Genomic DNA, 21,782 nt, shown 5'->3' on the forward strand with positions numbered 1-21,782 from the left:
GCGCGCCCGTGCCATCCAAATTAGACGCTTGCCGCAAACGGACAAACTTCCAATACTTTTTTAGAAGCACGCCATAACTTATTGAAACAAAAGAGAATACCCTTAAAGCATCCGTGCCGTCAGCGCTTGCGGACCAGACAGTCCTTTTCGCCGCGGGCGATGAGGGCATTGCACAGCCGCCGCGCCTGATCACGCGAAGGAAGCGGCCCCACCGCCAGCCGGTAGAACACACCGGCCGCGCCCAGGTCCTTCTTCTGGATCACCGGAGACAGCCCGCCCAGCAAACCGCCATGGCGCGCACGAATACGCTGATAGGCACGCAGGGCATCCTCCTGGGAACGATAGGCGGCAAGCTGCACCACATAACCACCCGCTCCCCTGCCCGGGGCTTGGCCCCTCTGCGGCGGTGTTGGTGTGCTGCGCCCCGTGCGCACGCCGCGCGCCGTGCCCGGGCGCGGCGCAGGCGCCGTGGTCCTGGGAGCAGGTGTGATGGCGGCCACCCGCCGCGTGACTGGCGCCACGGGCTTGGGCCCGCGGCCTGCGGGCGCCGTTGCCTTTGCCCGGCCCGCGTTGAAATTGGTGATCTTCACCTTGCGTTCAGGCGTTGGCACAATGGGGCGGGGCCCGCCCGGCGCCTGCGGTGCCGGCACGATCGGACGCGGCGCAGGCTGCCTTTCGGCAAAGGCCACGGCAGACGTGCGCCTGCTCACCGCCGGCGGCAGGATGGAACGCGGCCCTCCCCTCTCGCGCGCGGTGCGTTCCCGCACGGCAAGGCGAGGCTCCGGTCTCGTACGGCGCGCCGCCATCTTCTTTTTCCGGCGCGCCTCCTCCAGTGCCTTGCGCCGGGCGCGCGCAGCCGCCTCTTTCCGTTTGCGATCGGTTGCAGCTTTCGCCGAAGCCGTGTCTGCGGTTGTTTTGCCAGGGCCAGAAACGGCGGCGACGGCCCGCTTTTGCGCTGCCGTCGTCCCCCCGTTCGTCATTGCTTTGCCCCCTGATGGTCCTGCCTGGGCCTTGGGGGGCGGTGTTTCGGCCGGTTGCGCATCCGCACCGGCCCTGGCCGCCAGGGCCGCCAGCCCTTTTTCATCAAGGCCCGTTGCGGACGTTGATGCCGTTTCGGTCTTTTCCGCACCAGTCACACCGGGAGCGGGAGGCACAGGCGGCGGCACCGGCGGAAGCGGCAGGGATGCCGCCTCTTCTGGCGCTGAGCCTGTCTTGCCGCCTGCCGTGACGGCCGCAACCTGACCGCCCTTTTCCTCCGCCGTGGTTCCAGCGGGCGAAATAGGAGAGGCATTATCCACATCCGACCTGGCAGGGCCGGAAGCGACTGAACCCGTGCCCCTGGCCTGGCTTGCCGTCGCCGTGCGCATGGTCTCGCCATCTTTCGGCGGGGGCGGCAGCTGCATGCCGCCTGTTCCTCCGTCAAGCGCCGGCGGCGGCGGCAAGGGCAGCGGCAGGGGCTCGGCCCCTTCGCCAGTGGCGGGCGGCGCTTCCGGCGCCGGCGGCGTCATCGGCTTTTCCTCGCTGGGCTTGATGCGCGCCGGCTGCTCCTCCTCGCCATCGGTGAGGATGCGATCATAGATCTGCTTGCGCCGCACCGGCATGGTGCCGGTGTCCTTCTTGGGCGGTGCTGTCTTGATCGGCTTCTCAGGCGGCGTGATCACCGGCACTTCCCCGCCCTGCTGCGGCGTGCCGAACTGCTTGTACATGTAGATCACGCCCCCGGCCACGGCGATGATGAGGAGAATGACAATGAGCGCCACCATGATCACCATGCCGCGGCGGCGCGGCTGTTCGGCGCTAAGTTCCTCCAGCGCCGCCGAATAGTCCTCCGGCGTTGCCCGCCCGGCCTCAGCCGGCAGGCCGGGCTCGGTGCCATAATCCTCGAAGAACTCGCCACCGCCCGGCACGTCATAAGGCTTCTGGGCATCGCCAAAGGCCTGTTGTTCATCCACCGGCGCTTCCGCCGCAGCGGCAGAAGCCGTCGGTGCCGCAGGCGCCTCCTGTGCCGGTGGCGGGGATGCAGGGGCCGGCGCAGGCTCCGGCTCCGCCGCCGGCGGCGTATCCGGCGTGGCAGGTGCCTTAGGCCGTGCTGGCGCCTGCGGTTCGGCGGGCGCTTCCGCCTTTGGCGCGGGCTCGACATCAGCGAAGGAAAACGGCAGGGGCCGTGCCTTGGCGGCACCCCCTCCTTCCGCGGAAGTGCGCAGACCAGGCGCGACAGCCCCCTTCTCAGGCGGCGGCGCCGAAACGCCAGGCCCTGGCTCCTCGTGCGCCCCGGCAGCCCCCGCGCCGATCACTGAACGCGCTGATGGGCCAGTTGCCGGCCGTTCTGCCCCTGCCCCGGTGGCCGCGGGCCGCGGCGCAAAGGCACCGGCTTTGCTCTCATGCGCGCCTGATGTCTCATCCTGACCGGGATGGCCGGATGGGCTCCTGCGCCCCATTCTTTGCGCGGCCAGGCGTTCCGCCGCCTCCCGCTGTGCGCGCAGACGGCGGGCGAAATCATCATCCGCCGCGCCTGCGGAACCGCCCCCTGCGCCCGCAGACGAGCCGATACCGGTGCCCGGCCGCAAGGGGGGCGGCGGAGGCGGCGGGGGTGTTCTGCGTTCTGCCCCCTCCTGTCCGGATTTGAGGAAAGGCGGCCTGCGCAAGGGCGGCGGCGGCGGAGGTGTCGGGCGGGCGGCTCCGGATCCGGATGGCGCAGAAGAAGGCCGCTCTGCGGCTCCGCTTAAGGGCGGACGTGGTGATGCCGGCCTGGCGGCTGCAGGCGCAGCGGGCCGCCCCGGTGCAGGTGCAGAAGGCGCCACCGGTCGCCGCGGCGCTAAAGGCGCCGGCCGCACAACGGGCCGGGTCTTTGGTGTTGCGGCCTCGGAAGCAGCGCTGCCTGAGCCGCCCGGGCCCGCTGGCGGCGCCTTTGGCGGCTCACCACCGGCTGTGGCAGAAGGCACACGCGGCCCCTCGCCCCTGCCGGTGAGCACATCGCGTGCGTCCGCCGCTTTCGGCTTCAGCCCCAGTTTCTCGCGCCAACTGACCGACTGTGCCGACTGACTGGTCTTGTCCTGATTGTTGGTCTTGTCGTTCATCCTGCGCCCGTTCCTGCCCCCATGCGCCCGCGGCTTGTTCCCTGAGAGGAAGTATCACACCACCCGCGCCATGCGATCAAGCCGCAATTCGCAGCTTACGCGGGAAAAGCCCTCTCTTTGCCTTTTGGCCGCGCCCTACATCTTTTCCACGGGCCGCACGCCGAGAATGCGCAGCCCGTTGGCCAGACAATAGCGGATGGCGCGCAAAAATGCGAGACGCGTCCGGCTCAGAAGCGGATTTTCCGGCATGATGAAGCGCAATTCTGGCTTTTCCTTGCCCTTGTTCCACAGGGCATGGAATTCCGCCGCCAGATCCTGCAGGTAAAAGGCCACCCTGTGCGGCTCGTGTGCCCGTGCTGCCTGTTCCAGCATGCGCGGATATTCGCCGATTCGGCGAATCAGCTGCCGCTCCGCCTCATCGCTCAGTAGCGAGAAGTCAACATCGCCCTGCGCTTCCGCCCCCAGCTCTTCGCTTGCGTTGCGCAAAACCGAGCAGATGCGGGCATGGGCATACTGCACATAGAAGACGGGATTGTCGCGGCTTTGCTCCGTCACCTTCTCGAAATCGAAATCCAGCGGCGCGTCATTGCGGCGGGTGAGCATCATGAAGCGCACCACATCAGGGCCCACCTCGTCCACCACCTGACGCAAGGTGACGAAATCGCCCGCACGCTTGGACATCTTCACCGGCTCACCGCCGCGATAGAGCTTCACCAGCTGACACAGCCGCGCAATCAGCCGCGCCGAACCACCGGAAAGTGCCTTGTTCACGGCCTCCAGCCGCTTGACATAGCCGCCGTGATCGGCGCCCAGCACGTAGACAAGCTGGGTGAAGCCGCGCTCCAGCTTGTTGCGGATATAGGCGACATCGGCGGCGAAATAGGTATAGGAGCCATCCGATTTCTTCAGCGGCCTGTCGATATCGTCGCCGAAATCGCTGGAGCGGAACAGAAGCTGCTCCCGATCCTCCCAGTCCTCCGGCGGCTTGCCTTTGGGCGGCGGCAGGCGGCCGACATAGACAAGCCCGCGTTTCTCAAGCTCGCGGATCGTCTCGTCAATCAGGCCGGATTCGTGCAGCGTTCTTTCGGAGAAGAAGACCTCATGCTCAATGCCGAGCGCGGCAAGATCCTCGCGGATGAGGGCCATCATGCGCTCAACGGCGAAATCCCGCACTAGCGGCAGCCATTCTTCCTCCGGCTTTTCAAGCAGGGATCGGCCGTATTTTTCGGCCAGGGCCGCACCCACGGGCTTTAAATAGTCGCCGGGATAAAGCCCTGCGGGGATCTCGCCGATGTCCTCGCCCAGCGCCTCCCGGTAGCGCAGGAAAACGGAACGGGCCAGCACATCCACCTGCGCGCCCGCGTCATTGATGTAATATTCGCGGGTCACATCATGCCCGGTCTCTTCCAGAAGATTGGCCAGGGCATCGCCGAAGACGGCGCCGCGTGTGTGGCCCACATGCAGCGGCCCGGTGGGATTGGCCGAAACATATTCCACATTGACCTTCTCGCTCCGGCCGATGTCGGAGCGGCCATAGGCCTCGCCCTCGGCCAGGACCGCATCCAGAAGCTGCGGCCAGAAGGCATCCGACAGCCGCATGTTGATGAAGCCGGGCCCGGCGATCTCCACCTCCTTGAAGTCCGGCTCCGCGCGCAAGAGTGCGGCGAGCTTCCCGGCCAGATCGCGCGGCTTCATACCCGCCGCCCTGGCCAGCACCATGGCGGCGTTGGTGGTCACATCTCCGTGGGCAGGATCGCGCGGTGGCTCCACCGTGATGCGATCAAGCGGCGCATCCGCCGGCAGCAGGCCCTCCTGCTGCAGCGTGCGCAAGGCCGCCTCGACCTTCTGGCGCACGTGATGAAAGAGATTCATGCCGGTCATGTCCGTTACTTTTCAGCGGAAAGGCAATGACAGCGCCGCCCGATCTTCAAGGCACGCGGGCGACTTTGTGTGGTCTCGGCGATTAGCGGAAAAGCGGATCGAGGTCAAACAGCCGCCTGTGCTGTTCGATGGCATAGGTGTCGGTCATGCCGGCGATGAAATCACAGATCTGGCGGGGAAAGCCTTCGCTGTCGTCGGACAGGACCCGCTCCCGCCAGTTCTCCGGCAGCAGGCCGGGATCGGAGACATAAGCCGCGAACAGGTCGGAGACGATGCGTTCCGCCCGGCGCATGGCATCCATCACCTTGGGATGCCGATAGACATTGCGGCGCAGGAAACGCTGGATCACGCGCAGATCCTCCGCCGTCTGCGGCGAGAAGGTCACCAGCGCCCGCCCCAGCCGGCGCACGTCCTCAGCGCTGTTCACCCGCCATTTCTCGGCATTGCGCTGCGTGCGGGCGATGACGTCAGAAACAAGGCGGGCGATGATGCGCCGCACGGTTTCGTGAATGAGCCGCGGCCGCTCCAGATCCGGTTTCAAATCCTGCGCCTCGGCCAGGGCCGCGCCCGCCAGCGGCAAATCGGCAAGATCGATGAGATCGAACAGCCCGGCACGCAGGCCGTCATCAATGTCATGGGCATTATAGGCAATATCATCGGCCAAAGCCGCCACCTGCGCTTCCGCCGAAGGCCAGGTCTCGGGCCTGAGCGCCCTGAAATGCACGAAATCGGCAATCGCCCGCGGCAGGCCGCTGCGCGCATACTTGCCCTGCGGCGCGCCATAGGCATCGATCAGCGGCCCGTTGTGCTTCAAAAGCCCTTCCAGTGTTTCCCAGGTGAGGTTGAGCCCGTCGAAGGCGGCATAGCGCCGTTCCAGCCGGGTGACGATGCGCAGGGTCTGGGCGTTGTGCTCAAAGCCGCCGTAATCGGTCATGCAGGCATTGAGCGCGCGCTCCCCCGCATGGCCGAAGGGCGTGTGCCCCAGGTCATGAGCCAGCGCCAGCGCTTCGGTGAGATCCTCATCGAGCCCAAGCGCGCGGGCGATGGAGCGCGCAATCTGGGCCACCTCCAGCGAATGTGTCAGGCGCGTGCGGAAATGATCGCCCTCGTGAGAAACGAACACCTGCGTCTTGTGTTTCAGCCGGCGAAAGGCGGTGGAATGAATCACGCGGTCGCGGTCGCGCTGAAAGGGGCTGCGCAGGCCATCTTCCGGATCGTCGGCATGAAAGCGCCCGCGGCTCTCCTCGGGCCGCGTGGCAAAGGGCGCCGGCGGTGCCTGCATGGATGCCGCCCGTGACCTCATCGGCATCCTCCCTTCTCCCATGGCGAGAAAGCGGCCGGCGGATGACTTGACAGCGCCCCTGCCGCCGCCGACATATCCTGCGGCAGAGAAAGTTTGCGATCCGCAACAGGGCAAGATACGGGAATCACGCTCATGAGCGCCACTATAACCATCACCGAGGCCGCCGCGAACCGCATTCGCGAAATCCTCGCCGATGAGCCGGGCAAGACGGCCCTGCGCCTTGCCGTGCAAGGGGGCGGCTGCTCCGGTTTTCAGTACGATTTCCAGATCGTGGACGGGCCGGAGGAAAATGATGCGGTCTTTGAGCGTGATGGCGCCAGGGTGGTCGTGGACCCTGAGTCCCTGCCCTTTCTGCTCGGCGCCACCCTCGATTTCGAGGATACGCTCGCCGGCTCGCGCTTCGTGGTCGACAATCCCAACGCCACCAGTTCCTGCGGCTGTGGCGTGAGCTTTTCCATTTGAGCGGCAGGCTAAAAAACCGCTTTCCGGCAATTTCCCGCGCGTTTTCAGGCAAACAGATATTCCAGCAGCAGGAACACCCCGGCGGCCACGGCGATGGAGAGCGCCAGACGCCGCCCGGCGAAGCGCCAGAAGAGCATGCCGGCCAGCAGCCCGCCGATGCGCGCCGCAAGCGGCGCCTCGGCCAGCAGGCCGGATGGAAACAGCACCATGCGCGCCACCAGCGCCGCCACCAGTGCCGTGGCCACAGCCCGCACCCAGCGCAGGACGATGCCGTCCGGATCGATGCGGGCGGCCAGCAGCACCCCCAGCAAGCGCCAGACATAGGTGACCACCGCCCCGGCCAGAATCACCGCGCCCCAGAAGGCGGGCTCGTTCCACACAGGCGAATCGATCGTGAACATGCCGGCCTGCAGAAACTGAAACGGCCCCTCAGGCGCCTGCATCCCCGCGGTCATGGGCGCCTCCTGCCGGTGCGGGCAGCCTTTCGCGAGATCAGCATCGCCAGAGTGCCGCCGATGACACCGGCGAGCAGAAGATCCACCTCCGGCCAGAGAAGATGCACGGGCGGCCCGATGAGCGCGCCAAGGGCAATGGCCGCCCAGTCAGCCCCGCTCCGGGCGCCGTCGAACAGGGCGAGGATGAAGAAGGCCGGCGTGAAGAACACCAGCATGGCCGCCAGGGGCACGGGCATCTGCGCCGTCAGGTAATAGCCGGCGACGGTGGACAGCACCATGCCGCCCATGAGGGCAAGGCCCAGCCCAATCACCCAGGGCACGCGCTGCGGGCGCGGCACCGCGTCCATGTACATCTCCGACATCACCCACAGCGTGGCCGCGATGAAATGCGCTGCCAGATATTCCGGCCAGCGCCGCGCTCCCGGCAGGCGCGCCTGCGCCAGAACCAGCACGACCATGGGCATCAGCCGCACCGCCGTCAGCGTCACCGCCAGCAGGGCCAGCAAGAGGGTGAGCCCCCGGGCCAGCGTATCCACATAGACCACCTGTCCCGGCAGCGCCCACATGAAAACGTCCATTGCCACCGCGCCCTTCAGCGGAAAGATCATGGCCCGCACAAGCGCCCCAAAGCCGAGAAAGGACATGGCCATGACCAGGCCGGGAATGGTGAAGGCCATGCGCATGCCGCGCACAAGCCCCCGCCAGTCATAGCGGGGCATGCACTGCTCGGCCGCAGCAATCTCTCGTTTCCGTTCACCTTTCATGAAGGCCCCATCCCTTTCCCGGTAGCACACCCGTGCCGGTTTACGCACGGCAGCGCAACAGGCCATATTTCTGCCTGCAATGCGTGATCTTAGCAATGACCGGGAAGTCGGCAGGGCTGGGCGTATGACAATTCCTACTACACGACACACATACCGTCATACCGTAGATCAGCCGGTATCTGAGGCCACTTATTCATGCGTCTGTGGCTCGAGACCTAAGGCTTTCGCCGGGGTGACGAGATGGATGGCAACATTGTGTTGTGTCATGTGATCATGTGATGACGATCATGGCGCGTTCTATAATGGGTTCATCTCTTGGCAAGAGGGGGTTTTGGCGCTCTGCGCCGGCCCTGCGCATGGCCGGGATCGTCCTGCTCGCTTGTGCCTTCTTCCTTGCTTTTATCGGTGGCAGTCCGGCGCGGGCTGAAAATCTCGGCGATTTCATCCTCAAGAGCCTGGGCCTGCAAAAGAAGGAAGCCGCCCCGCGGCGGCTAATGCCCCGAAAGCCCAAGAAAGAGGCTCCATCCGGCAATCGGGGCAAGATGCGCACATCCGCCATTCCCCTGCCCCGGCCGCGGCCGCCCGCCATCGCCCGCATAGCGGCAAAGGGCGCACACCCTGCCAAGACAGAGCCCGCACAGGCGCTGGCTGTAACCGGCGACGGCCGCGTGGCGGTGAAGGTCATAGCCCTGGGCCGCGAGCGCAATCCCTTCGAGGCGGTCAAGCTGGCGCCTAAGGAAAAGGGGCGCTGGGAAAAACAGGACATCGCCCTGGCGCGGAAGCGCTGCACCGTGGTGCTGGCCACCACCAATCTTGATGCCGAACCCCTTTCCCCCATCGGCGGCAGGCAAGGCTGCGGCATTGCCGCGCCCATTCTCGTGCGGTCATTGGGCGCGGTTCAGGTGCGCCCGCCCGCCAAGCTCAACTGCACCTTTGCCGCAGCACTCTATCGCTGGATCACCGATGTGGTGCAGCCCGCCGCCCGCAAGCGCTTCGGCCAGCCCGTCATCGCCGTCCGCCAGCTCTCTTCCTATGCCTGCCGCCGCCGCGGCGGCATCACCAGGGGGCCGGTGCGCATTTCCGAACATGCCTTTGGCAATGCCATTGATATCGGCGCCTTCACCCTTGCTGACGGGCGCACCATTTCCGTGCTGAAGGACTGGGGCACCTTCTCCGCTCTCTTCAACAAGAAGGCGGCCTTTTTAAAGGAGGTGCACAAGAAGGCCTGCGGCATTTTCGCCACCGTTCTCGGCCCGGAGGCCAACAGGGCGCACAAGAACCACTTTCACTTTGATCTGGGCCGGGACGGGCGATACAAATACTGCCGGTGAGCGGCCGCTCGCCCATCACATCATTCAGACCGATCACGCCGAAACACGTATCCGGCGCTTCATCTTTTCGTGCGCCGCAAAGGAAGGAGGAGGGAAACCGCCCATGTCCGGCCCCATTGCGCCCTATGCGCCCTATCCCGCCGGCCGCCCGCGCCGGCTGCGCCGCACAGACTGGTCCCGTCGTCTCGTGCGGGAGCATCATGTTACGGTCGATGACCTCATCTGGCCGGTCTTCATCATCGAAGGCGAAAACCGCACCGAACCGGTGTCCTCCATGCCGGGGGTGGAGCGCATGACCATCGACCGCCTCGTGCCCGCCGCAGAGGAGGCCGCCCGGCTGGGCATTCCCCTCATCGCCCTCTTTCCCTACACGCCGCAGGAGAAGCGCACGGCCGATGCCGCCGAGGCCTTCAATCCGGACAATCTCGTCTGCCGGGCCGTGCGCGCCGTGAAGGCGGCGGTGCCCGAAATCGGCATTCTCACCGATGTGGCGCTGGATCCCTACACCTCTCACGGTCAGGACGGCCTGATTGATGAAGACACCGGCGAGATCCTCAATGACGAGACCATTGAGGCCTTGATCCGTCAGGCGCTCAATCAGGCCCGGGCGGGAAGCGATGTGCTCGGTCCTTCCGACATGATGGACGGCCGCATCGGCGCCATCCGCTCCGCTCTGGAAAAGGAAGGGCTGATCCACACCCAGATCATGGCCTATACGGCGAAATATGCCTCCGCCTTCTATGGACCCTTTCGCGAGGCGGTGGGCTCCGGCGCGCGATTGAAGGGAGACAAGCGCACCTATCAGATGGATCCGGCCAACGGCGATGAGGCCCTGCGCGAGGCCGCCCTTGATATTGCCGAAGGAGCCGATTCCATCATGGTCAAGCCCGGCATGCCCTATCTCGACATCGTGCGGCGGCTGAAGGAGACCTTTGCCGTGCCCGTCTTCGCCTATCAGGTCTCCGGCGAATATGCCATGCTCATGGCCGCCATCGAGCGCGGCTGGCTGGATGCGGACAAGGTGATCATGGAAAGCCTGCTGGGCTTCAAGCGCGCAGGCGCAGACGGCATTCTGACCTATTTCGCCCTGTGCGTGGCCCGCATGCTCAAGAATGAAACCCCATGACGGGCGGCGAAAGGCCATGCGCGCCATGGTTGACACACATCAAAGCCGCCGCCAAAAATGATCAAAAATGATCAGGGGGAAACGCTCAGCAAGGGGGATGAGACAAAAATGGCAACTCCTGCCATATCGGCGCTAATGCGCCGCACGTTCGGTTTTGTGCAGACGCACGCTCTTAAGACCAGGAGGCTGACGCGATTATTGGTTGCGGTTCTCGGCCTCATTGTGGCCTTAAGCGCGCTCCTTTCTCCCTCTGCCCCCGTTCGCGCCTGGGATTCCGGCATCATTGAGCTGAAAAAGCCCTGGAGCGTTCCTTTCCTGAAGCTGCAGACCATCGAGGGCGACACGGTTGATCTTCAGAACCTGAAAGGCAAGGTGGTCATCGTCAATTTCTGGGCCTGGTGGTGTCCCTCCTGCAAGAAGGAGCTGCCCGATCTCGAAAGACTGTGGCGGCGCAAGGGCGGTAAGGACTTCGCCGTCATCGCCGTGCATGTGGGCGGCTCCGTGCACAAGGCCAAGACGCTGGTGCGGCGCGCGCAAGTGACCTTTCCCGTGCTGCTCGACCGCAGGAATGCCATTGCCCACCTCTGGGGCGTGACCCGCTATCCCACCACCCTCATCCTGGGGCGGGACGGCAAGGTGTATTTCGTCATGATCGGCTCCAAGGACTGGAACGACGCCGAAACCGAAGAGATCATCGCCACACTCTCCGCCTCAACCCGGCAGGCTGCCGGGAAACATTGACAGGCGCCAGACTGGATAAGAAAAATTTCTCTCCGGAAACGATATTCCGGGCCATAGGCCTTGGGCGTGGTCTCATAAAAGACGGCGATGCCAGCGGCATTTTCGCAAAATATCGCTGGTCTTTTCGCCCGCAGGGAATAGCCAAAGCTATTTTCAAGGGCGAAAGGCCAGCGAGATGAAGCGAAAATGGCGACCTTAAGGGGCTGGCGCGTCGGATTTTATGAGAACACGCCCTTGTCCCGCTATGTATCAAGGAGGGGCCGTGATGCGTTTTTTGCACGCCATGGTGCGCATTTCCGATATCGAGGAATCCTTGCGCTTCTACTGCGACCTTCTGGGCCTGCGGGAGACGCGGCGCAAGGAGGTGCCGCAGGGGCGCTATACCCTGATCTTTCTCGCCGCTCCGGAAAATCCGGATGTGGAGATCGAGCTCACCTACAACTGGGATGAACACAAATATACGCAAGGCTGCCGCAATTTCGGCCATCTCGCCTTCGCCGTCGATGACATCTATGCCCTCTGTCAGAAGCTCATAGACGCCGGTGTCACCATCAACCGCCCGCCGCGGGACGGGCGCATGGCCTTCGTGAAATCGCCGGACGGCATCTCCATCGAACTGCTACAGAAAGGCGATCCCCTGCCCCCCAGGGAGCCCTGGGTCAGCATGCCCAACACCGGCAGCTGGTAGATTTGGCCTCAGCCCCTATGATCACGGACGGGAAAGGCCGTTGGGCACATCGCCAGAACCATCTGCCAAACGTGAGGCATGAGGCATGAGGCATGAGGATCATGCAGCATCGCAAACAAAACAGACGGCTGCCGGATCAAAGTCCGACAGCCGTCTTCGTAAGCGTCTTTTGCAAGCTCATGTGAGGGGAAGGAGGAAGGGTCTGCAAAAGACGTTGGCACCGGAACGCTGACAACAGATGATCCGGCACCAAGGAGGGGAAGCTCTCAGCAATTCTTGCACGTATTGATGCCAAACACGGCATTGATGCCGCACCAGCCGATGATGCCTGTTACCAGCGGCACAACACCGATCCAGCCGATCCACTTGTAATCGCCCGACCCGAAAAGCGCCCAGGCCAGAAGGGCGATACCCAAGACCACCCAGATGATGCGCTGAACGGGTCCCATGTTCTTTTTCATGACGTCCTCCCGAATCTTGTCCTTCTCTGCCGCCCAAACCCCCGATTCTTCAGCGGGCGGCCAGGGAACGTCCCTGCCGTCTTCATATAGGAAGCGCCTGTGAGCTTTTCAGTAACCCGATCACAGAGAGGCGCAGCGTTCTCTCAACGCCTTGCCCATTTTCACGCAGAATCCGGCCCGTGCCCGAGCTCATCATGAGACGAAAGTCGTAAAGTTCATCAGGCGCTGTTTTTCTTTTGTGCTTTTCCTGAAGAGAAACAGACGGTATGGAGAATTTGTCTGTATGCTGATGATTGCGCGCCGGGGGAGCAAGAAGAGGGGAAGGGACGCGGGCGCCCATGAGCGATGAGACAAAAGACCATGCCTTGAACGACTTGGGGCGTTCGGAGGGAAACGCGCAAGGACCGGCGCATTCTTCACTGGATGTCGATTTCGTCCGCTCCCAGTTTCCGGCGTTGAAGGATGCGAATGAAATCACGCCCGCCTTCTTTGAGAATGCCGGCGGTTCCCTGCCCTGCCGGCAGGTGATCGAAAGGCTGTCTGCGTTCTATCATGAATGCAAGGTTCAGCCCGGCATGACCTACCCCCGCGCCCGGGATGCGCAAGCCCGCATGGACGAGGCCCCGCGCCGCCTGAGCGCGCTCCTTAGGGTAAATCCGGAAACGCATGTACTCGTCATCGGCCCGTCCACCACGCAGAATGCCTATGTTCTGGCCTGCGCCTTCGCCCGCGTGCTGGAGCCGGGAAGCGAGATCATCGTCACCGATCAGGATCACGAGGCCAATTCCGGTTTCTGGCGCCGTCTGGCCAGCAATGGGGTGGTGGTGCGTGAATGGCGCATGGACCCGCAAAGCGGACTGCTCAATCCTGCCGATCTGGAAGAACTGCTCTCCGGCAAGACCCGTTTTGTTGCCTTTCCGCACTGCTCCAACATCATCGGCCATTTCAATGACGTGACCGACATCATTCGCCGCATTCACGCAGCCGGGGCTCTGGCCATCGTTGATGGCGTTTCTGCCGCCCCGCACGGGCTGCCGGATCTTTCCGCCATTGATGCCGATGTCTATTTCTTCTCCACCTACAAGACCTATGGGCCGCATCAGGGAGTGATGGCCATTCGGCGCCATCTTATTGAGCGGCTGCCCAACGAGGGCCAATGGTTCAACGAACATGTTCCGCAAAAACGGCTGGTGCCGGCCGGGCCCGATCATGCGCAGGTAGCCGCGCTGGCCGGCATTGTTGATTACATCGAGGCCCTTGCGGCGCATCACGGCATTGATTTTCACGCGGATCCTGCCGCAGCCAACGCGCGTGTGAGAGACTTGATGCGCAGGCAAGAGCATCATCTGCTGGAAGGCCTCATGGATTTCCTGAAAGTCGCCGCGCGGGAAGGCCGAGTGCGCATTCTCGGCCCCGATCGGGCCGACAGCCGCCGCGCCCCCACCATCGCGCTCGATACGAACAGGCCGCCTGCGGAGATTGCCGCCGACCTTGCCGAACTGGGCATCGAAGCCGGTGCCGGAGATTTCTATGCCGTGCGCACGCTCAGCCGTTTAGGTGTGAATCCGCAAAGAGGCGTCCTGCGCCTCTCCTTCCTGCATTACACCACGGAAACGGAAATCGACCGCCTGATCGCGGCCCTGGACACCGTTCTTTAGGGATAAGAAATAAACTTCTGATCGGCGCGCTCCTTTCTGGTGGGTCGGACCTCTCACTCGTTGTCGGCCAGACGCTCCAGCGCATTCGCATCGAGGATTTCCACCGCGCCGCGGCGCAGGCGCACATGCCCGGCCCGCTCGAAGGATTTCAGAAGGCGCGAGACCGCCTCGCGCGTGGAGCCCACTTCCGCTGCAATCTCCTGATGTGTCATGTGCACGGCCCCATCTTCGCCCTTGCGGCGCAAAAGAAAGGCGGCAAGGCGCCGATCAAGCCGGGCGAAGGCCACCTCCCCCACCAGCCCCATCAGATCCCGCAGGCGCTGGGCATAGGAGAGGAAAACAAAACGCCGAAACCCTTCCGAACGCGCCAGCAGGTCGCGAAATATCCCCTGCGGCACCACCAGCGCTTCCACATCGGTCTCCGTGGTGCCCTCCGCGGTGTAATTCTCCGCCGCCATGAGCGCGGCGGTGGTCATGATGCAGGACTGCCCCGGCTCCACGCGATAGAGCAGGATTTCCCGTCCGCTTTCCGATGTGAGGGTGACGCGTGCGGCCCCTTTAAGCACCACCATGTAATTTTCGCACAGATCGCCAGGGCGAAAGAGCACGGTACCTTGAGGAAGCTCCATAATGCGCGCATGCTTTTCCAGCAGCGCGCGCGCCTCCGGCTCAAGCGCGGCCAGGGCGCTTTCCGCCTCCGGGCACTGTTTCAGGGCCTCACTGAGCGATTTTGCCATTTCCTTCCCCCTCGCCCCGTGCTCGAACGGTATCACATTCCAGGCAGGCGCTGAAACTGTGAATCCGTCAATGGCGATGTCGTTTCCTCCCCGATATCCGGTCATGCCGGAATGCGTGTAGGGTTTTTCTTACCTTCACCCCAGGCGATCCCGCAACAGGGCCATGGATGTGCTGTGCATGAAGGTATGTGCTTCCTCGGGCCGCGCTCGGGAGACAGCATGATGTGCCATGAGTGCCGCCTCGTGAAAACCGGACAGGATGAGATTGAGCTTGCCGGGATAGGCACAGGCATCACCGATGGCATAAAGCCCTGCGCAGGACGTCTGAAAGGTTGCCGGATCCACCACGAAGCGGTGCCCTTCCATCTTCAGCCCCCAGTCGGCAAGCGGGCCCATCTTGCCGGCAAGACCAAAGAAGAGCAAAAGCCGCTCCGCCGGAATTTCGAAGGTCTCCCCACCGTGGGCGGCGATGACTGCGGCAAGCGCGCCCTCTTCAAGCCCGGCTTGCGCACCGCCCTTCAGCCCGCGGATCTGGCCGAGCACGAAATCCATTTCGCCGGCCTTGACCATTTCGCGCATGCGCCGCACACTTTCCGGCGCTGCACGAAAGGTTTCGCGCCGGTGCAGAAGCACAAGCCGCCGGGCGAGAGGCGCAAGCTCAATGGCCCAGTCCAGCGCGGAATCGCCACCGCCGGCGATCACCAGATTCCTGCCCCGGAACTGCTCGCGGTCACGCACCGCATAGAACACCGAGCGCCCCTCATAGGCCGCAAGCCCGGGGATGGGCGGGCGCTTCGGCTCCAGAACGCCGCCGCCCGCGGCGATGACCACCACCGGCGCGATGAAACGCAGCCCCGTATCGGTCGTTACCGCATGGCGGCCATCCTCGAGGGTTTCATGGCCAAGCGCGCGTGTGCGGAGATGATAGACGGGATCGAACAGGCCCGCCTGTTCCTTCAGCCGCGCGATGAGCGCCGCACCGGTGATGCGGGGAAAACCCGGAATATCGTAGATAGGCTTGTCAGGATAAAGCTCCGTGCACTGCCCGCCGATCTGCGGCAGGGCATCCAGCACATGGGCGGAAAGGCCGTGCATGCCAAGTTCAAAGACGGCGAACAGTCCGGCCGGGCCGGCGCCGATGATGAGCGCATCGGTCTCGATGACTTTGGCTGCACCCGTCGCCGGGGCATTTTCCGGCCCCTCTGTTGCGCCCTGTTTCGGCATGCGCTCTTTCCGTTCGTCTGATCCGCTGCTGGCCTTAGCCCTGCTGCTGTGGCACGTGCACGACAAGACCGTCCATGTCCGCGGTGATCTTGATCTGGCAGGACAGGCGTGAATTCTCCCGCACGTCGAAAGCGAAATCCAGCATGTCCTCTTCCGTCTCCGAGCGCTGCAAAAGATGCGGCAGGCGCTCGGCCCAGGCCGGATCCACATAGACATGACAGGTGGCGCAGGCACAGGCGCCGCCGCAATCGGCATCAATGCCCGGCACCATGTTGCGGATGGCCGCCTCCATCAGGGTCGTGCCCTCCTCGGCCTCCACCTCATGTTTCTTGCCGTCCGGATCAATGAACGTGATTTTCACCATGCGTCAGATCCCGTTTCTCGCATTTCGCTTCTTTTCAACGGACATGCGCCCGTCGCCATCGCCCCCGGGCTATGAGGGAAGCAGCCCTCTTTGTCAATCGGCACGCGCCCATCCTGCCCCTGTGCAAAGCAGGGCGTTTCAGTCATCGGAAAATCATGCAGTTCATGAACTGATGGGTTCCGAACGCGCTTGGTGGAACAGGTGTCAGACAAGCGCGATGATTGCGTTCATAGGGGGCTCAAACAGGAAAAAGGCGCGGCACCTTCAATATCCGGCACCGCGCCCTTGATCGATTCCTTTTATGCACAGGCCCAAGTGCCCGGTTCTGCCCCCTTTCGGAGCAGTCAGCAAACCGGATCAGAAACCGGAACGCTGCGAGCCCGGGCTTTCCGCCGGCGGCAGCCCTTCGAGGCCGCGCAGGAGTTCCTCCTCGCTCATGCGCTCCATCTCCGGCTCGTCGGGCGTCTCCCCCATGCCGGGACCGGCCAGCAGCGGCGCTTCCGATTCCTCCGGCTCGTCCACTTCCACATGCTTCTGCATGGAGTGAATGAGCTGCTCCTCCAGATCTTCGGGGCTGACCGTGCCCTCGGCGATTTCGCGCAAGGCCACCACCGAGTTCTTGTCATTGTCCCGGTCCACCGTCAGCGGCGCCCCCTGCGCGATGAGACGGGCCCGGTAGGAAGCAAGCAGCACCAGCTCGAACCGGTTGGGGACCTTTTCTATACAATCTTCAACGGTAACGCGCGCCATGCGTTTTCTCCATTCACCGCCTTATCGAAGGCTTCATGAACACGTGATCAGGCCACCGGCAAAAACCGGCAGCCTGATCAAAAACCACTGTCCTGTCTCTTAAGCTGATAGCCCGATCACCGCCCCATTGCAAGAGGCGGGCTTGATGAGTATCCCGTTCATTCCACGATCACCGGTGCGCCGATCTTCACCCGGTTGTAAAGATCGATGACCTCCTCATTGACCATGCGAATACAGCCCGAGGAGACGTTCTTGCCGATGGTGCTCGGATTGTTGGTGCCGTGGATGCGATAGAGCGTGTTGCCGATATAGAGCGCACGCGCGCCTAAGGGATTGCGCGGGCCGCCTTCCATGACATCGGGCAGGCGCCGGCCATATTTCTTCCATTCGCGGATCTTCATCTCCTCCGGCGGGCGCCATTCCGGCCATTCCTTCTTCATGGTGATGCGATGCCGCCCTTTCCAGGTAAAGCCCTGCCTTCCTACGCCGACGCCATACTTGATGGCCTTGCCGCCGGGCAGGATGTAGTAGAGCGCCTTTTCCGCCGTGTTCACGTAAATGGTGCCGGGCTTGAAGCGCTTGTCGCGGAAAGTCACGATCGTCTTGCCCAGATAGCGGCCATGGGCATACAGCCGCCCGTCCTGCCGCGGCGTGGATGTGCGCGTGGAGAAATCGAACAGGCTGGAGAGCCGGAAGCCATCATTGCGCTTGACCGTCCGCGCGGAGGTGACCGCATGCGGGCGCTGTATCCGTTCAGCCGGCTTGTGCTTGATAACGGATACGTAGTTGACCTTCTTGGCCGGCTTGCCCTCCTGCCGCGCCAGGCCAGGCGTGCTCAGCACGCTACAGGCGAGGGCAGCCATGACGGCAAGACGCAATCCCTTGTCGATCTTCATGGAACGTCCCCCTCATCATAGCGATACGTGCAATTTCATCGCGGTGCATCATGTCCGCTCATCACCGCCGACATGCTCCTGTCAATGGAAAGCATGCCCCGATGTGCACGCGATTCTCCCAGAAAATCCTTCACGAGGGATGAAGCAGCACAACCTGCAAGTCAAGAGCCGCCAGATCCATCGCGCATCGAGAGAGATTTCCCGTCAATACGCCTGCATTGCCGGCGTTGACGGCTGCTGAGGCGCGCGCAGAGATGCCGCGCCCGCGCCTGTAAGAACGGAAAAAGCCAGGCAGGCGCAATGTCACACAGCGGCAGCAGCACAAAGGCCCGCTCCGGCACCCCCGGATGCGGCAAAACCAGTCCGCGCTTCTGCCAGATGTGCAAGCTGCGCCCCCTGCCCTTTCGCCCCAGGCCCACGGGCCGGCGGGTCACGCCGTCCATGGCGATGATGTCGATATCTAGCGCTCGCGGCCCCCAGTCGCGGCCGCGCCGGCGCCCGGCCACATGTTCCACCCGGCGGATGATGTGCAACAGCGCATGCGCCTCATGGCGCGCCTCACCCAATACAATAAGATTGTAGAAAGGCGGCTGCCCGCGCAGCCCGAAAGGCTCACAACGATAAAGAGGCGAAATGCGTTTGATGACGACACCGTCCTGTTCCAGAAGCGTCAAGGCTTGGCGCAGAGTGTCGAGCGGCTTGCCGAAGCGCCCACGGACATTCGCACCAAGCCCCAGAATCACCGCCCTGCATACGTTTATGCAGCCAGAATATTCCATTGCAGGTTGTCCACAATTGCCATAAACCTTCCCCAAGGTTCATTTGACAGCGCCCCCGACTCGCGCCTAGAGCATGGAACTGCACATTGCAAGGATCGTCCTTGTTTTTGACATACAAGGCATTTCACATTTGAAGGAGTTGCTCCATGCGTCTTCATGAACACGAGCGCACTGCCATCTTCCTCGACGGGTCCAATCTCTACGCCACGGCCAAGGCTCTCGGCTTTGATATCGATTACAAGCGTCTGCTCGCCTATTTCCGCGAACGCACACGCCTGATCCGCGCCATCTACTACACGGCGCTCATGGACGAAGCCGAATATTCGCCTTTGCGCCCGCTCATCGATTGGCTGGATTACAACGGCTATCGCGTCGTGACCAAGCCGGTGAAGGAATTCACCGACAACGCCGGCCGCCGCAAGCTGAAGGGCAACATGGACATCGAGCTGGCCGTTGACATGATGAAACTGGCGCCGAAGCTCGATCATATCGTGCTCTTCTCCGGCGATGGAGATTTCCGCTCGCTGATCAAGGCGGTGCAGGACATGGGCTGCCGCGTCTCCGTGGTCTCCACCCTTGCCGTGCGCCCGCCCATGATCGCCGATGACCTGCGCCGGCAGGCCGATGATTTCTATGACCTTGTGGATTACGAGAAGGAATTCGGTCGCGACCGGCCGCCGCGCTCCGATCTGCCCGAGGGCCTGCCCGAGGACGAGGAGGACGACGACGAGTTCGAGGACTGAGGCGGCCACCCGGCTTCAAGGGCGGCAAATGGGCGGTGTTGCCGAATGCGATCCGGGCTTTTTTCTCTGGTTCTGGCCGCCAAGTAGAAACAACGGGCTAGTCGGCTGTCCTCAAGGCGGGTTTTGCTTGCGTGCTTGATAAGAGGGCCAATGGGCCATGAGCTTTCCGGACTGTCAGCCCTCGCCGGTGTGTTCCCTCTGTCCGAGGCTGCATGCCTTTCTCGAGGAACAGCGCGCTGCGCATCCGGACTGGTTCAACGCCCCGGTTCCGCCCTTTGGCCCTGATGACGCCCGCCTTGCCATCATCGGTCTCGCGCCGGGCTTGCGCGGCGCAAACCGCACCGGCCGCCCTTTTACCGGCGATTACGCCGGCGAGCTTCTCTATGGCACGCTCAAGGCCCTGCACCTGGCCAGAGGCGCCTATGCCGCACGGGCCGATGACGGGTTGGAGCTCATTGACACGGTCATACTCAATGCCGTGCGCTGCGTGCCGCCCGCCAACAAGCCACTGCCGGCGGAAATCGCCACCTGCAACCGTTTCCTGAAATGCGAACTTGAGAAGCGCAAACGGGTGCGCGTCATCGTCGCCCTGGGGCGGATTGCGCATGATGCCGTGCTCATGGCCCATGGGCTGGTGCGCGCCCGCCATCCCTTCGCTCATGGCCGCGAGCATGCCCTGCCCCATGGCCGCGTGCTGATCGACAGCTATCACTGCTCCCGCTACAACACCCAGACGGGCCGGCTGACGCCCGAGATGTTTCACGCCATTCTCGCCCGCGCCCGCCAGCTTATGGATCGCAGAGCCTGAACCCTTCCCGAAGAAGGTCCGCCCCAGCTCTCAACGCACACCGGAATAGAGAAAAAGGCGCAATTTCACGGTTTCGGATCACCCCTTTCAGGTGCCGATAGTCTGATCGTCCATACTACACGACACCCCCGTCGTCATACCGTAGATCAGCCGGTATCTCAGGCCATTGGCTCATGCGTTTGTAGCCCGAGAGCCCGGCTTTCGCCGGGGTGACGAGAAAGATGGAAACGGAGTGTCGTGTCGTGTAGTGTGCTGATCGTCTTTCCATGGTCCCGGATTGTGGAAAGTCTGTCCATTTTTGGGTGAGCCAAGCGAAAAATGCGCCTGACAGGCGCAAGAGTCCACAATTTGGTCATATTCTCCCTGTTTGAGCCCCTCCGACCCGTCATGCCCCCGCGCGAAAAGAACCGGGGTTTTCGCGTCTGGCACGAAATCGCCCAAAAATTGTGATTCGCTGCCAATACGCTCTTCCCATTGCGCGATCCCCGCGCAGCGGGAACCGATCCCGATTGGGGCATGAGCGGCCAAGAACACAGTGGATTGAGTGAGAACGACAGTTTGAACAGGGGACGTCAAACAGCATGAAACGCTTAAACCTGAAGTCCGTGCTGATCGCGGCTGCTGCCCTTGGCCTTTCCGGTCTTCTGGCCACGGAGGCCATGGCGGACATCAGCCGCAAGAGCGCGCGCGCACGCACCAATTTCAGCGCTGCACCCATCACCGCAGGCATGCCGCGCGCAATTCTGGGCAAGAAACGCACCGTGCGGGTGCGCAAGAGCACGCGCCGGCATCGCAAGGCGCGGCTTGCCCGCTCCCGCGTCGCCGGCATGCGTGCCTGTCGCAACGCCGCCCGTCGTTTCGGCGTGCCGATCAGCACCGCGCTCGCCGTCTGCCGTCTGGAAAGCGGCTTCAGGTGCTCCGCGGTCGGCCGCGCCGGCGAACTGGGGCTTTTGCAGATCAAGCTCTCCACCGCGCGCGCCATTGGCTATCGCGGCTCCCGCCGCGGGCTGCTCTCCTGCAGCACCGGTGCCTACTGGGGCATGAAGCATCTGGCCATGGCCATCCGCCGCGGCGGCGTGTGGAAGCACAATCAGGGCCTTTTCGCCAAGCGCCCGACGCGCGCCGCCCGCATTTATGCGCGCAAGGTGGCCGCCCTGCGCCGGCATTACCGGTGAGCATTACCCACTGAAGGGCACACAACGCACGGGTGAACGCCCTTCGTGCCCCACACGGGCATTCGAGACGCCGGTGGCAACCGCCGGCACAAATGGAAGGTCTACCTCCCGACCCTCCCGCAAGAAGGGGTGCAGGTTCAAAGGCTTGCACCCCATTTCTGATTCTTTTTCCAGCCGGCGCGATGACCATCTTGCTCCTCATGATGAAAAGCCCGGGTGAGAATTCATCCATAGTACGCCACATCCCCCAAATCCTGCTCATGAACATTTTCGAATGGCTCACGAGGGGACACGGGCGCGTCTTGTTCCAGAAAACTCACGATCTCCTTCCGGAACATCCCGACGGGGTTTAAAACTCC

General features: G+C 63.2%; 21 protein-coding genes. 9 read left to right on the forward strand and 12 right to left on the reverse strand.

All coding sequences use genetic code 11. The features are described from left to right. Positions 1-119: 119 nt before the first annotated feature. From EK16_RS03055 to EK16_RS03070, 3 genes are all read right to left on the reverse strand, one after another. Complete coding sequence (locus EK16_RS03055; RefSeq protein WP_156098457.1) at positions 120-3,077, reverse strand: SPOR domain-containing protein; 2,958 nt, start codon at positions 3,075-3,077, stop codon at positions 120-122. Positions 3,078-3,212: 135 nt separating this feature from the next. Continuing rightward, complete coding sequence (gene argS / locus EK16_RS03065; RefSeq protein WP_038034743.1) at positions 3,213-4,949, reverse strand: arginine--tRNA ligase; 1,737 nt, start codon at positions 4,947-4,949, stop codon at positions 3,213-3,215. Positions 4,950-5,040: 91 nt separating this feature from the next. Beyond that, positions 5,041-6,240 carry a deoxyguanosinetriphosphate triphosphohydrolase gene (locus EK16_RS03070; RefSeq protein ID WP_051928844.1) on the reverse strand — a complete coding sequence of 400 codons (1,200 nt, stop codon included), beginning with the start codon at positions 6,238-6,240 and terminating at the stop codon, positions 5,041-5,043. 153 nt (positions 6,241-6,393) lie between these two features. On the opposite strand from EK16_RS03070, the gene erpA reads away from it, so the two are divergent. Then, complete coding sequence (gene erpA, locus EK16_RS03075; protein WP_038034652.1) at positions 6,394-6,723, forward strand: iron-sulfur cluster insertion protein ErpA; 330 nt, start codon at positions 6,394-6,396, stop codon at positions 6,721-6,723. A 44-nt stretch (positions 6,724-6,767) separates the two neighbouring features. Here the strand turns inward: erpA and EK16_RS03080 are convergent, their stop codons facing one another. Together EK16_RS03080 and EK16_RS03085 are read right to left on the reverse strand one after the other, a co-directional pair. Next, positions 6,768-7,178, reverse strand: a complete 411-nt coding sequence (locus EK16_RS03080) for an AzlD domain-containing protein (RefSeq protein WP_051928845.1) — start codon at positions 7,176-7,178, stop codon at positions 6,768-6,770. Further along, on the reverse strand, positions 7,175-7,942 hold the full coding sequence (locus EK16_RS03085; protein WP_197059585.1) for an AzlC family ABC transporter permease: 768 nt from the start codon (positions 7,940-7,942) through the stop codon (positions 7,175-7,177). The genes EK16_RS03080 and EK16_RS03085 overlap by 4 nt, the downstream gene beginning before the upstream one ends. Positions 7,943-8,298: 356 nt before the next feature. Here EK16_RS03085 and EK16_RS11325 point away from each other — a divergent pair, with 356 nt between their 5' ends. From EK16_RS11325 to EK16_RS03105, 4 genes are all read left to right on the forward strand, one after another. Beyond that, on the forward strand, positions 8,299-9,273 hold the full coding sequence (locus EK16_RS11325) for an extensin family protein (RefSeq protein ID WP_197059586.1): 975 nt from the start codon (positions 8,299-8,301) through the stop codon (positions 9,271-9,273). 103 nt (positions 9,274-9,376) lie between these two features. Continuing rightward, on the forward strand, positions 9,377-10,399 hold the full coding sequence (gene hemB, locus EK16_RS03095) for a porphobilinogen synthase (protein WP_038034749.1): 1,023 nt from the start codon (positions 9,377-9,379) through the stop codon (positions 10,397-10,399). Positions 10,400-10,597: 198 nt separating this feature from the next. After that, positions 10,598-11,140, forward strand: coding sequence for a TlpA disulfide reductase family protein (locus tag EK16_RS11330; protein WP_197059587.1), 543 nt, complete (start codon positions 10,598-10,600; stop codon positions 11,138-11,140). A gap of 265 nt (positions 11,141-11,405) precedes the next feature. After that, complete coding sequence (locus EK16_RS03105) at positions 11,406-11,828, forward strand: VOC family protein (RefSeq protein ID WP_038034751.1); 423 nt, start codon at positions 11,406-11,408, stop codon at positions 11,826-11,828. 266 nt (positions 11,829-12,094) lie between these two features. Here the strand turns inward: EK16_RS03105 and EK16_RS03110 are convergent, their stop codons facing one another. Then, positions 12,095-12,289 carry a YgaP family membrane protein gene (locus EK16_RS03110; protein WP_038034654.1) on the reverse strand — a complete coding sequence of 65 codons (195 nt, stop codon included), beginning with the start codon at positions 12,287-12,289 and terminating at the stop codon, positions 12,095-12,097. Between the two features lie 338 nt (positions 12,290-12,627). Between EK16_RS03110 and EK16_RS03115 the strand changes: the two genes are divergently transcribed. Continuing rightward, positions 12,628-13,947, forward strand: a complete 1,320-nt coding sequence (locus EK16_RS03115; protein WP_081910205.1) for an aminotransferase class V-fold PLP-dependent enzyme — start codon at positions 12,628-12,630, stop codon at positions 13,945-13,947. 53 nt (positions 13,948-14,000) lie between these two features. Here EK16_RS03115 and EK16_RS03120 read toward each other — a convergent pair whose 3' ends face one another. The 6 genes from EK16_RS03120 to folK form a co-directional block, all read right to left on the reverse strand. Continuing rightward, positions 14,001-14,684 (reverse strand): Crp/Fnr family transcriptional regulator, encoded by a 684-nt coding sequence (locus EK16_RS03120; protein WP_051928849.1) that lies wholly within the window; start codon positions 14,682-14,684, stop codon positions 14,001-14,003. A gap of 135 nt (positions 14,685-14,819) precedes the next feature. Continuing rightward, positions 14,820-15,908 (reverse strand): NAD(P)/FAD-dependent oxidoreductase, encoded by a 1,089-nt coding sequence (locus EK16_RS03125; protein ID WP_051928850.1) that lies wholly within the window; start codon positions 15,906-15,908, stop codon positions 14,820-14,822. Positions 15,909-15,942: 34 nt separating this feature from the next. After that, positions 15,943-16,272, reverse strand: a complete 330-nt coding sequence (locus EK16_RS03130; RefSeq protein WP_038034656.1) for a 2Fe-2S iron-sulfur cluster-binding protein — start codon at positions 16,270-16,272, stop codon at positions 15,943-15,945. Positions 16,273-16,629: 357 nt separating this feature from the next. Continuing rightward, positions 16,630-17,022, reverse strand: a complete 393-nt coding sequence (gene rpoZ, locus EK16_RS03135) for a DNA-directed RNA polymerase subunit omega (RefSeq protein WP_038034658.1) — start codon at positions 17,020-17,022, stop codon at positions 16,630-16,632. A gap of 158 nt (positions 17,023-17,180) precedes the next feature. Further along, a complete protein-coding gene (locus tag EK16_RS03140) occupies positions 17,181-17,918 on the reverse strand; it encodes a L,D-transpeptidase (RefSeq protein WP_038034660.1) in 738 nt (245 codons plus the stop codon). A gap of 161 nt (positions 17,919-18,079) precedes the next feature. Further along, positions 18,080-18,661 (reverse strand): 2-amino-4-hydroxy-6-hydroxymethyldihydropteridine diphosphokinase, encoded by a 582-nt coding sequence (gene folK / locus EK16_RS11335; RefSeq protein ID WP_197059588.1) that lies wholly within the window; start codon positions 18,659-18,661, stop codon positions 18,080-18,082. Positions 18,662-18,843: 182 nt separating this feature from the next. Here folK and EK16_RS03150 point away from each other — a divergent pair, with 182 nt between their 5' ends. The 3 genes from EK16_RS03150 to EK16_RS11340 all read left to right on the forward strand — a co-directional run bounded on the left by EK16_RS03150 (position 18,844) and on the right by EK16_RS11340 (position 21,423). Beyond that, positions 18,844-19,440 carry a LabA-like NYN domain-containing protein gene (locus EK16_RS03150; RefSeq protein ID WP_038034665.1) on the forward strand — a complete coding sequence of 199 codons (597 nt, stop codon included), beginning with the start codon at positions 18,844-18,846 and terminating at the stop codon, positions 19,438-19,440. Positions 19,441-19,597: 157 nt separating this feature from the next. Beyond that, complete coding sequence (locus EK16_RS03155) at positions 19,598-20,248, forward strand: uracil-DNA glycosylase (RefSeq protein WP_038034668.1); 651 nt, start codon at positions 19,598-19,600, stop codon at positions 20,246-20,248. Positions 20,249-20,829: 581 nt separating this feature from the next. Continuing rightward, positions 20,830-21,423, forward strand: a complete 594-nt coding sequence (locus EK16_RS11340; protein WP_051928852.1) for a transglycosylase SLT domain-containing protein — start codon at positions 20,830-20,832, stop codon at positions 21,421-21,423. Positions 21,424-21,782 lie beyond the last annotated feature (359 nt).

Source organism: Thermopetrobacter sp. TC1 (genome assembly GCF_000746275.1).
GTDB lineage: Bacteria > Pseudomonadota > Alphaproteobacteria > Rhizobiales > Aestuariivirgaceae > Thermopetrobacter.